The 14,631-nt window shown below is 40.0% G+C and carries 15 protein-coding genes; 10 read left to right on the top strand and 5 right to left on the bottom strand.

All coding sequences use genetic code 11. The features are described 5' to 3' along the window. Window positions 1-62: 62 nt before the first annotated feature. A complete protein-coding gene (rpsD, locus tag EHS13_RS19895) occupies window positions 63-665 on the bottom strand; it encodes a 30S ribosomal protein S4 (RefSeq protein WP_155702069.1) in 603 nt (200 codons plus the stop codon). Between the two features lie 376 nt (window positions 666-1,041). Here rpsD and EHS13_RS19890 point away from each other — a divergent pair, with 376 nt between their 5' ends. The 4 genes from EHS13_RS19890 to EHS13_RS19875 all read left to right on the top strand — a co-directional run bounded on the left by EHS13_RS19890 (window position 1,042) and on the right by EHS13_RS19875 (window position 4,643). After that, on the top strand, window positions 1,042-2,928 hold the full coding sequence (locus EHS13_RS19890) for a diguanylate cyclase (RefSeq protein ID WP_155702068.1): 1,887 nt from the start codon (window positions 1,042-1,044) through the stop codon (window positions 2,926-2,928). Between the two features lie 119 nt (window positions 2,929-3,047). Beyond that, window positions 3,048-3,746: a TVP38/TMEM64 family protein gene (locus EHS13_RS19885; protein ID WP_155702067.1), complete on the top strand. Its 699-nt coding sequence runs from the start codon at window positions 3,048-3,050 to the stop codon at window positions 3,744-3,746. A gap of 123 nt (window positions 3,747-3,869) precedes the next feature. Next, a complete protein-coding gene (locus EHS13_RS19880) occupies window positions 3,870-4,118 on the top strand; it encodes an HPr family phosphocarrier protein (protein WP_155702066.1) in 249 nt (82 codons plus the stop codon). Window positions 4,119-4,355: 237 nt separating this feature from the next. After that, window positions 4,356-4,643 (top strand): Fpa/YlaN family protein, encoded by a 288-nt coding sequence (locus EHS13_RS19875; RefSeq protein WP_155702065.1) that lies wholly within the window; start codon window positions 4,356-4,358, stop codon window positions 4,641-4,643. Between the two features lie 61 nt (window positions 4,644-4,704). On the opposite strand, the gene cax is transcribed toward EHS13_RS19875, so the two are convergent. Further along, window positions 4,705-5,778, bottom strand: a complete 1,074-nt coding sequence (cax, locus tag EHS13_RS19870; protein WP_155705436.1) for a calcium/proton exchanger — start codon at window positions 5,776-5,778, stop codon at window positions 4,705-4,707. Between the two features lie 150 nt (window positions 5,779-5,928). On the opposite strand from cax, the gene EHS13_RS19865 reads away from it, so the two are divergent. Then, window positions 5,929-6,309, top strand: coding sequence for an Asp23/Gls24 family envelope stress response protein (locus EHS13_RS19865; protein ID WP_155702064.1), 381 nt, complete (start codon window positions 5,929-5,931; stop codon window positions 6,307-6,309). 29 nt (window positions 6,310-6,338) lie between these two features. Here EHS13_RS19865 and EHS13_RS19860 read toward each other — a convergent pair whose 3' ends face one another. From EHS13_RS19860 to EHS13_RS19850, 3 genes are read right to left on the bottom strand one after another with little or no spacing between them, the layout of a single operon-like run. Next, on the bottom strand, window positions 6,339-6,914 hold the full coding sequence (locus EHS13_RS19860) for a GNAT family N-acetyltransferase (protein WP_155702063.1): 576 nt from the start codon (window positions 6,912-6,914) through the stop codon (window positions 6,339-6,341). After that, complete coding sequence (gene ftsW, locus EHS13_RS19855) at window positions 6,896-8,059, bottom strand: putative lipid II flippase FtsW (protein ID WP_155702062.1); 1,164 nt, start codon at window positions 8,057-8,059, stop codon at window positions 6,896-6,898. The genes EHS13_RS19860 and ftsW overlap by 19 nt, the downstream gene beginning before the upstream one ends. An 11-nt stretch (window positions 8,060-8,070) precedes the next feature. Next, a complete protein-coding gene (locus EHS13_RS19850) occupies window positions 8,071-8,418 on the bottom strand; it encodes a YugN family protein (RefSeq protein ID WP_155702061.1) in 348 nt (115 codons plus the stop codon). 195 nt (window positions 8,419-8,613) lie between these two features. On the opposite strand from EHS13_RS19850, the gene EHS13_RS19845 reads away from it, so the two are divergent. The 5 genes from EHS13_RS19845 (at window position 8,614) to EHS13_RS19825 (ending at window position 14,606) form a co-directional block, all read left to right on the top strand. Further along, window positions 8,614-9,792: a M20 family metallopeptidase gene (locus tag EHS13_RS19845; protein ID WP_155702060.1), complete on the top strand. Its 1,179-nt coding sequence runs from the start codon at window positions 8,614-8,616 to the stop codon at window positions 9,790-9,792. Between the two features lie 51 nt (window positions 9,793-9,843). After that, window positions 9,844-10,284 carry a CBS domain-containing protein gene (locus EHS13_RS19840; RefSeq protein WP_155702059.1) on the top strand — a complete coding sequence of 147 codons (441 nt, stop codon included), beginning with the start codon at window positions 9,844-9,846 and terminating at the stop codon, window positions 10,282-10,284. A gap of 100 nt (window positions 10,285-10,384) precedes the next feature. Continuing rightward, complete coding sequence (locus tag EHS13_RS19835) at window positions 10,385-11,116, top strand: thermonuclease family protein (protein ID WP_155702058.1); 732 nt, start codon at window positions 10,385-10,387, stop codon at window positions 11,114-11,116. A 50-nt stretch (window positions 11,117-11,166) separates the two neighbouring features. Further along, the gene (locus EHS13_RS19830) at window positions 11,167-12,885 is read left to right on the top strand and encodes a DNA repair helicase XPB (RefSeq protein WP_155702057.1); all 1,719 of its coding nucleotides are present in this window, start codon (window positions 11,167-11,169) and stop codon (window positions 12,883-12,885) included. Continuing rightward, window positions 12,885-14,606, top strand: a complete 1,722-nt coding sequence (locus EHS13_RS19825; RefSeq protein WP_162463170.1) for a helicase-associated domain-containing protein — start codon at window positions 12,885-12,887, stop codon at window positions 14,604-14,606. Before EHS13_RS19830 ends, EHS13_RS19825 begins: the two co-directional genes overlap by 1 nt. Window positions 14,607-14,631: the final 25 nt, after the last annotated feature.

Here is a 14,631-nt window from a genome sequence, read left to right as displayed (position 1 = left end):
CAATATAGAAACAAAAAACCCGTCCCCCAAAGAGGAACGAGTTCATCGCGGTAATACTTTTATTATCTGCTGTAGAACTCGACAATTTGTTTTTCATCAATTTCTTGCGGCAACTCTGAACGTTCAGGTAGACGAAGGTATCTGCCTTCCATAGCTGCTTCATTGAATTCAACATAAGTAGGAATGTGATGACGGTTAGTCAAAGCTTCTTTTATCGTTGATAAGTTTCTGCTTCTTTCGCGTAAACCAATAACATCAGTTGTGCTTACAGTAAAGGAAGGGATATCTACTTTTTTGCCGTTGATAAGCACGTGACCATGAGCTACCAATTGACGAGCGCCAGCACGTGAGTTTGAGAAACCAAGACGGTAAATCAAGTTGTCTAAACGGCTTTCCAAAAGAACCATAAAGTTCTCCCCAGTCATGCCTTTCATTTTATCCGCTTTATCAAATAGATTGCGGAATTGTTTTTCATTCAAACCGTACATGTGGCGTAGCTTTTGCTTTTCTTGCAATTGCATACCATATCCACTGATTTTTTTCTTTTGGCCTGGACCATGTTGACCTGGAGGGAAAGGACGTTTTGCGATTTCTTTACCAGTGCCGCTTAGGGAAATACCAAGACGACGACTTAATTTAAATTTAGGACCTGTATAACGTGACATGTATGAATTACTCCTTTAATGGTTGGTTTTAGAGTTTGAAAGGGATAATGCGTTGTGCCCGACTTTGTTTAGGTACTTTCTGACAAGAGAGTTCAGCCGCTGTCCTGTCAGCAACAAAATCAGTGAGGGTGACACAATATATTCATCCAAGAATCACTATTACTACTTCCTACTCAACATATTATATTATATGAAATTATAGAAGAAAGTCAAGGTGTAATTTTTAGGTGGATCCAAAAGCAGCAGTCAGAGCTGATTTATTAATTTTGATTGAAATGTAGTGCATGTTTGTCAATTACATAGTATTATTGAACTACATGGTTTAAGAATGAAATGTAAGAATTTAGTGCTTTCTTCGTAGAAAGGGGGTTGCTACATGACGAGTAATCTTCAGAATGATAAGCTTGAACATATTTCAATTGATCAATTGCTTGATTACAAACCAACTCAATTAGATGAAATGCTCACTGCAAGCTTTATCCATTGGATAGAGCAATTAAGTGTTTTCAGTTCTTTTACTGCGAATACATACTTTGTTTGCTCTAGTGATTATAATATGTTGCACATAAGTTCTCCGGATAATTCCTTGCCAATCAATCAAGATTTAATTATTCGAGCCACCCGTGCTGCTAATGAAGCGGGGGAGATGGAATACGCAGTTAATGAAAGAGATCAAGCTTTTAAATTAGGGGTTCTTCCTATACATGCAGTAGGTAACCAGCTTATCGGCAGTGTAGGAATAATATACAACATGGATCAGTCAAAATTTTCAACTCCGAGAATATTAAGTTCCTTCTTGCCTCATATATTGCTGCAAGCAGAGAAAATGGAAAATAAACGGTTGCTCGTTCATCAGCAGGAAGCTGAACAGAAATTCAATATTACAGAAATGCTTTTTGAAGTCGTGCAAACGCTGCATTCCTTAAATGATGTCGAATCTGTATTGACGGAAGTTATTGATCGTATTGGAAAGCTATACCCATTAGTACAGGTGAGTTTATTGTTGTCACAGGATAATCAAAGCTCCTCCTTGCCAGTTAAACCACTGAATTTCACAAGTGCAGAGAATGACATTTGTACAAGAGCTTTTATGGAAGGCGAACTGATTTATAATCCTGCTATAGGAGAAGTAGATGCTGAGGTTGCTGCACCGCTTTCTGGAAAACAAGGAGTTTATGGAGTTTTACATCTTCATGTTCTTCCGATCCATTTTGATCATAATGATATTCAATTTATTCGATTGCTTGCAAGCAGTGCTGGTGCAGCATTTGAGAACGCTAAGCTTTACGAACAATCTAACTTTCTGGTTAATGAACTACGCCTGATTAACGATATTACCATTAAATTGAACCAAAGCTTAAAATTAAGTGAAATATTCAGTTTCGCCTCTAGCGAGTTAATCAACATTTTTGGTGCTGACTTTAGCTGTGTTCTGCAAATGGACAAGACCGAGAACGAGATGGTCGTTCAAGCAAGTAATTTACCCACTATGTTTCAAGAGAAGTTCTCGGTAGATTATGGTTTTTCTGGACTTGTTTATACAACCAAAGAGCCAATTATTATATCTGATTATTGGTCTAATCCAGTTGTGCAATCTAAGCTAATGGAAGTAACCGGTTCAAGATCGATGATAGCATCACCTATACTGGTTAATAATGAAGTAATGGGTGTTATTCTTGTTACACACCGTTATCCTAATTTCTTCTCCTATGATAATTATAAATTACTGCAGGTATTATCAGGGCATATTGGTCTTACTATCGCTAATGCTTCTTTACATGCTGAAGTCAAGCGTATGGTAATTACAGATAATTTAACCGGCTTATATGCTAGACATTATTTAGATGAGCAGGTTAATTTTTACCAGAAAAAAGACTTCTGTGGTTCTTTGATTGTAGTAGATATCGATAATTTTAAAGGTGTTAATGACACTTTTGGCCATCAAATTGGCGATAAAATATTAATCCAAGTGAGTAGCATTATCAAAACCTGTATCCGGGATAGCGACATTGCAGCTCGGTGGGGCGGCGAAGAGTTGGCGATTTATTTACCTCAAGTGTCGATTGATCAAGCTGTGCGCATTGCAGAGCGAATTCGCAATCGTGTCTTTAACGAAACCCAGCCTAAGGTTACGGTATCCTGTGGAGTATCGGATTGGCATTGGGAAGATGAGAAAATAAGTGTTGAGCTTCTGTTCTATAAATCAGACATGGCTTTATATAAAGCTAAACACGATGGCAAGAATCAAATTAAAGTTGGCTAATAAGCTATCGCAATTGATTTAAACTCCCTTATCTAAGTGACGAGGGAGTTTTTTTGGCTTATTATGCATGTTTTGCTATATTAAACTAAGAATAAAGGTACGAAGTGAGGAGGGGCAGCTTGAAAACATCGACAAAGATAAGATGGAGTTTACTTAATATAGGCATTGCTGCATTGATCATTGGTTTTATTTATTTTTTATTGTTCACCCCATCCGGGTATAAATTAACTCATACAAATATAGATGAAATGTCAGCCTATTTGAGGTCATATGGATCATACGCGTTGATATTTGGAATATTAGCCATTCTGCTTCAAACCTTTATTCCATTTTCACCATTTATTTTATTAGCTGCTGCGAATGTACTCGTTTTTGGGTTTACTCGCGGTTTAATTATTAATTACATTGCTGCCTGTTTAGGGGCTTACTTGGCTTTTTTGTTCGCTCGTTACATAGGCAGAGATTGGGTAGAACGCAAAATGGCACGGTTCCCTAAGATGCATGAATTCAATAAACGTATGGAAACGGAAGGTTTTTTTTATGTGCTTTTGGGAAGATTGATTTCGTTTTTCCCCTCCTCCATTGTTAACTATGGCGGGGGTATTTCAAAAATAAAAATGCGTGATTTTGTTCTGGCAACCTTATTAGGCAAGTTTCCAATTATTTTTATTGAATGTTTAATCGCACACGATCTTCAGCATTGGAAGCAATACCGTGGAAGAGTGCTCCTCTTGATTAGTTTTCTTATTCTACTTATCATCATTGGAAACTGGATTAGAACCCGCAGCTCAAGAAGGCGAAGCAGTGAGAGAACCTAGAAAGCTAGCATTGGTTTAAACAATTGTAAAAAGGATGGTTGCATAATCAGGGTAATCCAATGTATCATTACAATAGGTTCATTTAATATCTTGTCAATTAGCAATTAATGGAGGGAAATCCAAATGTCAAACTCGAATAACGCTGCGATTGTTGAAATCTCGCAAACAGCCAACAAATTTCGTTCGTCAATTGTATTGCAGTTTGAAAACAAATTTATCGATGTAAAAAGTATTCTAGGATTATTCACAACTTTGCTGCAAGCAGGAGAATATAATCTGCATGTACATGGTCCAGATGCTGAAGAAGCGAAGCAAGCCATTAAGGACGTTTTTGTTAAACACGAAATGAAAATTCAAGTTGTAAACGATTAAATGGTCTAAAAAGGTACCCCTGTTGAAGGGGTGCCTTTTTTTTGAAATTTAAGTAAGTATAAGTTTCACCTATATACAGTTCTTATATTTCCGGACAAACGCACCACCTTCTTTCAGAAAGGCGGCGTAGCTGTTTATACTTGCGTATAATGGAAATAGGGATTCTCTTGTGTATTGCTTGGTTTTCGACTAAAATATGGGGTAAGGATTATTGTTAACGTAATGGGGGGAAGCGGAATGTCATCATCTGAATTAATGATCAATTTAAACATAAGAGCCTATAATCTTCTTCAAGAAGATGCCGATAAAATTGCCAAGCTGATCGAAGTTCAAATGGAGAATTTAACCACACGTAAATGTCCATTGTACGAAGAAGTATTGGATACGCAAATGTACGGCTTATCAAGAGAGGTAGATTTTGCAATTCGCGCAGGGTTAGTTGCAGATCAGGCAGGCAAAATGATCCTAAGTAAGCTTGAACGCAATCTTGCTCAATTATACGAAGCTTTGGACATTAAGCTGTAAAAAACGAAGTAACCGCCGAGGTTACTTCGTTTTTTTGTAGGTCTTGTAAATTATACTCGGTTTAAACCAAGTAAAAGGCAATGCCCAGTATAACATATACAACTAGCAACAGAACGCCTTCGAACCAATTCGTAGAGCCGTCTTGTGATATGGATTTAGCTATGAATACAGCTACTCCGATTGCGACAAGCTCGTAAGTTGTGAAAACCATATTCATCGTCTCACCCATGAAAAAGCTGATGATGACCAAGAGCGGGGCGACAAACAAAGCAATTTGCAGGCTGCTTCCTATGGCAATTTCCACAGCGGCTCCCATTTTGTTTTTCATGGCCATCATTATTGCCGCAGAATGCTCAGCTGCATTACCAATGATAGCAATTAAAAAGGCTCCAACAAATAATTCCGACAAACCGAATTTCGCTGAAAATTGATCGATTGTTCCAACAAGCCATTCACTAACAAAGCCGACTAACACCGTTGCAATAAATAAAAATAGCATGGACCGTTTGAGGGACCAGGGAGCCAAGCTATGTACCTCTTCGGTTGTTTCTTTATGATCCTTCAATTCTTCTTTATGTGTGACCATGGAGAAGAATATCCAGAGCAGGTAGCTGAGGATTAAGATAACTGAAACAATAATGCTCAGAGTATTCGTATGCTCCACGGTTAAGCCTTTAGCAAACACCGCAGGGATGAATAGTGCTATCACAGCTAAGATCATCAGGGAAGCGTTATGACCGGCTAGCTTGATATTAAAATGCTGGGATTTAAATTTCAAACCACCCGCCAGTACGCTTAGCCCTAAGACTAAGAGCATATTTCCAATGATGGAGCCTGTAATGCTTGCTTTAACCATGTCGAATAAGTGTGTCTCGCCGTTTACAGCTTTTTGAATCAATACAATGGCAATAATGAGTTCAGCTGCATTCCCAAACGTAGCATTTAGAAATCCGCCAATACGTTCACCCGCATAATGGGCAACACTTTCAGTAGCTTTGCCTAAGAAGCCAGCTACAAAAATAATAGCTACTCCCGCAATACAAAACTGCAGGACTGCCGACATCCCAGCATAATGGGTAATGGCACTTGCAGCTACTGCTGTAACCAATCCGTAATAAAACAATTTCTCGCGCAAATCCTTCACCGCTTTCTATGTATGGTTTCAAAATGTACTCTCATTTTACTACAAAGAATGGAAATGTCTAGTTTGTAGTTGTTCGTTGACTCTAATTGGCTGATATCATTATAATAAGCATATAAACCGATTTGCGAAGGAGTGAATCCAATGTCCGAAGATATTGAAACAGGGGTTATCCGCATCTCTGATGATGTTGTGGCGACAATTGCAGGTTTAGCCGCGTTAGAAACACCAGGAATTTCAGCTATGTCAGGCGGTATCTCAGAAGGTATAGCCAAACGATTGAGTGGACGCAATGTGCAAAAGGGAGTTTCAGTGGAAGTTGGGCAATTAGAAGCAGCGGTTGATCTGCGTGTGATCGTCCATTATGGTTCTCAAATCCAGAACGTGTGCCGAGAGCTACAATATAACGTACGTGAAGCAATTGAGAATATGACGGGCCTAAGAGTTGTTGAAGTTAATGTAAAAGTGGAAGATGTTCATTTTAAAGAAGATGAGCTGCCGGAAGACTTGCATCGAGTGAAATAATAGATTATCGAAAAAGCTGCTGTCAGAATTTATGACAGCAGCTTTTTCGATATATCTACGGTTGTAGTATGCTTATATTCTGATTTCAAAATTCCATAAAAGGAAACATCCTCGTAATCATCCCATTTTAGAATATGTTGACGGAAGATTCCTTCATACTGCATATTCATTTTGAGCAAAACCCGAATGGAATTTATATTCTTCGTCATGGATGCGGCCCATATTCGATGCAGCTGAAGGTTCTCAAAGCCAAAATGAATTATACTGCTAGCTGCCTCTGTTGCATAGCCTTGTCCCCAGTGAGCTTTTCCAAACCAATAAGACAGTTCTGCACGTTTATGTTGTTTATCGATAATTAAGCTGATGCTGCCGATTAGGCAAGCATCCATTAGACTTTCAATGGCAAAAGCATAACGAGTGCCGTTAAGGAAAGCGGCTTGGTTACTTAGAATTGACGCTTCTGCCGCATCAGTAGAGTAAGGATGTGGAATTAATAAAGTTGTCCGTGCCACTTCGATGTCATTACATAGGGTATAAATAGCATTTGCATCACTTAAGAGGAAAGGTCGTAAATGTAATCGCTTGGTTACAATTCTGTCTTCCATCTGGAAGCCTCCTGAGCGGGCTCTGCCTCGTCTTTGTTCTGTTCTCTTGATAGCCCAAGCACAATCCCTATACTAGCCATTAAAACGAGTACGGAGGACCCTCCGTAGCTTATAAAAGGTAATGTAACCCCAGTTAATGGGATTGTATTCGTTACTCCACCTAAATTGATCAATGCTTGAATTCCAATCATCCCCATAATACTCACTCCGACTAAAGAGCCAAATGAATCCTTACAGCGTAATGAGATGAGAATACCGCGCCAAAGAAATAATAGGTAAAACAATAGAAAAAGCGTGCAACCAATAAAACCAAGCTCTTCACCAATGATTGCGAAAATAAAATCATTATGAGGTGCTGGAAGGAATCCGAGCTTCTGAATGCTTTGTCCAAAACCTGCACCTCTTATTCCGCCATGGCCAAAAGCCATTAGGGATTGAGTAATATGAAATCCATAGCCTAGCTGATCTGCCCAAGGATTGATATAGGCTAATATCCGGTCTGAACGAAATGAATTGCGATCCATGAGATAAGGGACTAGAACAACTAAAGAAGCGAGTAATATTCCGCAAAAGGATAAACTGAAAAAATGCTTTAGATTGGCTCCTCCAATGAGAATAACTAAACCAGCAATTAATCCCAGAACAACAGTGGATCCGAAATCAGGCTGAAGCATTATTAATCCACAATAAAGACCAATAATAATAAGCGTTGGCAGCAGACCTTTTTTGAATTCGTAAAAGCGCTCGCCTTTTTTATGGATTAAAGCAGCAAGGTAAATAATAAGAGTAAGCTTTGCGAATTCTGCCGGCTGGAGGTTTAAAGGGCCTAAGGCAAACCAGCTTGTAGCACCTTTGTTTTCAACTCCAATGAATGGAACTAAAAAAAGCAAACCCAAAACGAGAATAAAAAGTGGAACAGCCCATTTTTTTAGCTTGCTATAGTGGAGGTTCATAAAAAACACCATAAAAATCAGGCCAAGCGCAACCGCGATAGCCTGTCTTTTGATGTAGTGTAAGGAATCTTGATAATTGATTGAAGCGGACATTGAGCTTGCGCTATATACCATTAAAAGGCCAAACGCAATCAAAGCAAATGTCATGATTAGAAGCAAGAAATCAGGCGTGCCTCTTCGCGAAGGATTCATAGGAGCGCCTGCTATACTGACAATTTAGCTTTGAGTTGATCAAGCTTTTGTTGAGCAGCATTAAGAATGGCTGGTGGAATTGGAGAGACATAATCTAAACCATGTGGGAAAGTTGTCTTACCCATATAAGCATCTTCAACATTAAGTATAGCGTAAGGGCTTTCCAATTTACCTGTTTCAACACGTGCATTCAAGCGCAAGAAATATTCAGCTTGGTTTGCCGTATCTTCAAATTTCAAATCGTATGTAGCGCGATAATATTCCCATTGCCAACGGACAAAGCCTAATTGGGTCGTTACTTCATCTAAGTGAGCAAGGTCACTTTTTAAGCCTTTTAGTCCTGTATTTTCAATAATCACGTTTTAACGCCTCCCGTGGAATTTTTAATTGTGGATGTGTCTTTATCATTTTCATGATAGTATGTTTCCATAACTTCTGCAACCCTAAACCAATTTAGTAGCCCCAATATTATGTGGCTATTTTGTGGCAAATCTATTAATGCGTGAAACCAAACCCATTATTTGATAAAATATAACAAACGGAGGTCGACGCGAATGAAATTAGCAGAGAAAATAAATCAATTATTTCCCCAAATGATTCAATGGCGTAGATACCTGCATCAACATCCAGAATTATCCTATCAGGAGAGCCAAACGGCAGCTTTTGTTGCTGGCCATTTGCAGCAGCTTGGGTTGCAGGTGCAAGCCGATGTTGGCGGACATGGAGTAATTGGCTTATTAGTAGGAGACTTACCAGGTCCTACCGTAGCTTTGCGCGCCGATATGGACGCTCTACCCATCCAAGATGAGAAAACAAATGAATATGCCTCACAAGTGCCAGGGGTGATGCATGCATGTGGCCATGATGCTCACACCTCTACATTATTGGGCTTAGCTTATATTTTTAGTGAAATGCGCAGTACACTCGCTGGCTCAATCAAATTTATTTTTCAACCGGCTGAAGAAGTTAGTCCGGGTGGAGCGCTGCCCTTAATCCAGAATGGAGTGCTGGATGATGTTGATGTTATCTTTGGCGTACATCTTTGGACTCCATTCCCAGTAGGGAAAGTGTACAGCAAAGCTGGACCGTTTATGGCTGCGGCTGATGAATTTTCGGTTGAAATCCAAGGGAAAGGTGGACATGGCGGCTTGCCTCATGAGACGATCGACAGTGTTATGATTGGTGCACAGCTAGTAACAAGCCTGCAAACCATCGTTAGCCGCAACGTTAATCCAACGGAGCCGGCAGTTGTTTCCGTAGGCTCCATCCATGCTGGTAAAAGCTTCAATGTGATTGCCGAACGCTGCTCACTTTTGGGAACCGTCCGAACTTTTAATAGCGAAGTCCGCGACCAGATCCAGAAACGAATGAAAGATATGTCCCATTCCATTTGTGAGGCTTATGGAGCTTCTTGTGAGTTTGATTATAAAGTGGGGTATCCTCCAGTAAGTAATCATGCCAAGGAAGCAGAACGATTTTTCAAAGTAGGCAAGGAGATTTTCGGGAGCGAGGCTACCTTGGAATCACCTCTAATCATGGCTGGTGAGGATTTTGCCTACTACTTACAAAAGGTTCCGGGCATCTTCATGTTTGTTGGGGCTGGGAATGCGGATAAAGGCGTTTGGGCTCCTCACCACCATCCATCCTTCGATATTGATGAAGAATCCATGCGTAATGCAGCTTTGTTGTTAGCTGGGATGGCTCTGGATTATTTTGAATCGAATGATTTTTAGCAGACAGGTTATCCTAGGGGTGTATACCCACTAAAGGAGGCTGAGCTAAAGATGAAAACCGTTAAAGAAATCATGACCAAGGATTGCATAACTGTTACTTTGCAAGATAATGTCTATGAAATTGCTGTGAAAATGAAACAACACGATATCGGATTTGTCCCAGTAGTAGATGGTAAAAAGCTGATTGGGGTCGTAACAGACCGAGATCTTGTTGTTCGGGGTTATGCGGAAAAAAGAGAAGGTTCTACAGCAGTTGAACATGTAGTAAGTAAAAAAATAACCTCAATTCCTTCAAGCACATCTGTAGACGAAGCTAGTCAAATAATGGCTAGAGAAAAAGTAAGACGTCTTCCTGTGGTAGACAATGGGGAGCTTGTTGGTATTATTGCCATCGGTGACTTGGCGGTCCGTGATAAATTTGAGAATGAGGCAGGAGAAGCCTTAGGAAAGATCTCAGAATCCAATAAGGTATTAGCGGGCAGTGCGAAGTAACAATCATTAACAACATTAATAGTTCAGGTGATTAAGTCAGTCTGGTGATCGTATGCTGGACTGACTTCTTACTTGTGCGCAACTTGAGAAGGAGTACATAATGAAACAGAGAAAAAGAGTTAAATCAATTTGGTTTTTAGTGCTCTTTATTGTATTAATAAGTTATATCGGTTATAAAAGCATACATCAGAAAGTAGATAATACGGCTTCAGTATCTGCTTCCTCTATTCTAAAAATGGACGATAAAACGCCATACATAGATGCACTTGTAACTTCAGTTGTTGACGGCGATACCCTTCATGTTTTAATTAATAATAAAAAAGAAACCGTTCGTCTGGTGCTTGTAGATACACCAGAAACTAAACATCCAACTAAGCCGATTGAGCCCTTTGGCCCGGAAGCCTCTAAATTTACTAAAGAATTATTGGAGGGAAAAGTCGTCAAGCTGGAGCAAGATGTTTCGGCAACGGATCGGTATGGCAGGCTGCTCAAATATGTCTGGTTGAACGGTCAAATGGTTAACGAAATTTTACTTGAAAAAGGACTTGCTAGAGTCGCCGTATTTCCTCCGGATGTTAAATATGTCGAAGCATTCAGAGCTGTACAGAAAAAGGCCCAGGAAGCCAAGATTGGCATATGGAGTCTAGAGAATTATGTAAAGGATAATGGGTTTGAGCCTGCAGCAACAACAAAGGCAACATCCTCAAATCAAAATGTGGAGTATGCAAGCTGCGCAGCAGTCCGTGCTGCTGGAAAGGCGCCGATTCATAAAGCTGACCCTGGATATAGCCGATTGTTGGATCGTGATGGAGATGGTGTTGGTTGTGAATGAAACATTTTGGGGAATACTAAAGAAAAAATGATCTTTGAAGGAGCATGCTTATGACTCGTCAGGAGCAAAAGCCTTTATTATTACAAAATGATTTTACCGTTTGGCTAGAAGCGGACCATCCCAGCTTTTTAACGGTGCGGCAGCAGCTGAATGAATTTGCTGATTTAGTAAAAAGTCCTTCCCATATACATACGTATCGCATCTCATCATTAAGTCTTTGGAACGCTGCAGCGCTAGGAAAACGACTGGAAGAAATCGTTGCGTTTTTGAGCCAGAACAGCAAGTGGGGTATACCCAAAATGGTTCATGAGCAGATCGTGATCTGGATGAATCGATATGGTTGTTTGAAGCTGATCAGACAAGAAGGGAAATTAATGCTTGTGTCAGCTCAACATAAGCTTTTGCCAGAGCTTTTTAAGCTTCCCTCTAGGGGGGGATTTATTAAACAATGGGTAACGGAAGACTTAGTGGAGATCCACGCGACTTATAGAGGCCTATTAAAACAAGAATTTTTAAAATCGGGTTATCCCATTGAAGATCAATTAGGTTATCATGCAGGAGAAGCATTCCCAATTCAATTAAAGCATCATTTAGCTAATGGCGATCGTTTACAGCTTCGAGATTATCAGTGGAGTGCAGTGGATGCATTCTATCGAAGAGGTTCTGAAGACCAGGGGAGCGGGGTTATTGTGCTTCCTTGCGGTTCAGGTAAAACGATTATTGGATTAGCAATAATGGAACGATTAAGCTGTGCAACCTTAATTCTCACTACGAATACGACTTCAGTAAAACAATGGAAAACTGAGATTTTGGAGAAAACAACAGTAACGGAGGAACAAATCGGGGAGTATTGCGGATCTCTGAAACAAGTGCGCCCCATTACAATAGCAACTTATCAAATTTTAACGCATCGGAAATCAAAAGAAGACTTATTTACTCATATGGAATTGTTTCAGCAACGGGACTGGGGTTTCATTATTTACGATGAAGTTCATTTACTACCGGCTCCAATATTTCGCGCAACCGCAGATATTCAAGCTACAAGAAGATTAGGATTAACAGCAACCTTAGTTCGAGAAGATGGGCGTGAAGAGGATGTCTTTTCATTAATCGGCCCTAAACGTCATGACGTGCCATGGAAGCGATTGGAAGCCCAAGGCTGGATTGCAAAAGCTACCTGTATCGAAGTGTTAATTGAGCTGTCAGATGAAGAACGAAGCTTGTATGAGAACGCAGAAAACAAAGATAAATTTCGAATTGCCTGCGAAAATTCTTCTAAGCAATCTGTAGTTAGCACGATTATTACGCAGCATCAGGAGGACTCTATTCTCATTATTGGCCAGTACGTGGATCAGCTTGAGATTTTATCTTCCTGTTTAGGTGTCCCTTTAATTTGCGGTAAAACCCCTCATGAAGAAAGAGAACGTTTATATAATTTATTTAAATCTGGGGTATTGAAGCAGCTTATTGTCTCTAAAGTGGCTAATTTTGCTGTTGATTTACCTAATGCTGCTGTAGCTATCCAAATTTCGGGGAGCTTTGGCTCCAGACAAGAGGAAGCCCAGAGATTAGGGAGAATTATGCGTCCGATGGTTGGCAGCAACGATGCTTACTTCTATTCTTTGGTCACAGAGGATTCTAAAGAGCAGGTTTTTTCGCAAAAACGCCAATTATTCTTGATTGAACAAGGGTATGAGTATTTACAAAAGGCAGTTGGGACGTTATATAACGATTTGCCAAACGAGCGTTTATTAATGGAGAAATGCTAATGAAAATCTCTCTAATCACTGAACAAATCCCACAGCAATTACTGGAATTGATTATTAAAAATGAACCTATCTCATCGCTTTTGCAGGATGGGGTTTTGTTGTCTGAAATCATGCTCTCAGAAAAGACTTACACTAGCTTATATCAAGCAATGAAACTATGGGAGAAACAAACCATCAAGCTAATTGTCTGTCATTTTGCTGCACGTCCATTTGAATTGTCGAGTCTTCAGGAAATTGCTTATGGAACTGGAATATCTGGTGCAGAAGTTACAGTTGGCTTAGCTGGTTTGCGGAAGAAAGGGATTATCTATGCGATGCGTAAACATTGGGGAGAGAGCAGCTACGCTTTACCTACAGATATGCTGCCTATCTGGCATAACATAGTTATGGAATCAACACCTCGCTGGGAAGAGACAGAGGATCAAGACGTCTTATCTGTCATGGAAGCCCCAAGCCTAGTGTTGGTCAATCTAATGCTATTTTTAAAATATATCGAATTAAACGAAGTTGTTTTGACCAAAAGGCGAGAAATACCGAAACGGCATATTAATAAAATAGTGCAGCAACTGCAGTGGAGCGATGAATTTCCATGCATATGGAAGCCTAAACCTGAATATATGGTTCTATACCCGCTGCAAATGTCATTAGTTATTGAGCTTGCTGATCGATTAAATCTGATTTACTGGGGTTTGAGTGAGCTGGGTCTTAGCAGATCTAATCTACAGCAATGGCTGCAGCTGTCGAAGCACGAAATGACGAATCGTATTTATGCTATATTTCAAGAGGTGTTTGTGCCAAACTCGGCAGCAGATGAGCACTTTTTAGCGAAATTAACTGCATTATCATTCCAAAAGTGGTATTTGCACGAAGATTTCTCTTCCTGGCTGCAAGAATATGATATAATAATGATGTTTAATAATTGGATGGATGTTCTGGAAGCATTCAGTTGGATTGAACAGGGGCTTGATCAACAAGGTAGAGCTATCTTTCGTTGGATGCTCAATCAAGAAAATTCGTTTGACGAAATTGTTCCGCAAGGCAGGTTTTATGTGCAGGCGGATTATGAAATATTGGTTCCACCAGATGTTTCATTCGCTGTTAGGTGGGAGCTAAGTTATTGGGCGGATCATATTCGCACAGATCAGGTCGGGATTTACCGTTTGAGTGAACAGAGTTTGCAGCGTGCACTATCGAATGATAGAACTTTGGAACAATGCTTGATTTTTTTAAAGGAGCATTGCTTTTATGATATTCCGGATTCGATTCAATCTGCGTTAAAGCAATGGGCGCGAACAGTGGGGCAAAGTCTATTATTACCTCGAAATCAAGCCAGTTTGGAGCCGGGCAATACGGTTACGGTTTCAACAGCTTTTCGAGGCACAATAGATTCAGGCATTTACGAGCTAGTCGTGGATATTCCATCAAGAGATCAAGTATATCCAGGGTGGCAAACTGTCCCTCCATTATGGTGGAGAGAAGGCAGAGCTTATCATCCATCGACACAGAAAGAAATCGCTTATCAAGCGATTGAATGGAAGGCTACATTAAAGCTCAGTACGGCGAACAGAACATGGACTTTCAATCCTAAAGAGGTTAAGGATTGTGAGGAAGGTTGGGTTTTATATGGATGGGCACAGTCCGATTTAATTTCATATACGGCGGATCAGTGGCAAACAATACAGCTGATCCTGCCTGGATTCGATGATTTAATTATTAATTAACTCTCTCAACTAAGGAAGTGAAGAT

This window comes from Paenibacillus psychroresistens (assembly GCF_009728935.1).
Classification (GTDB): domain Bacteria; phylum Bacillota; class Bacilli; order Paenibacillales; family NBRC-103111; genus Paenibacillus_AC; species Paenibacillus_AC psychroresistens.
Note: the sequence above shows the minus strand (reverse complement) of the source record. Positions and strands in the feature narration are given on the sequence as shown.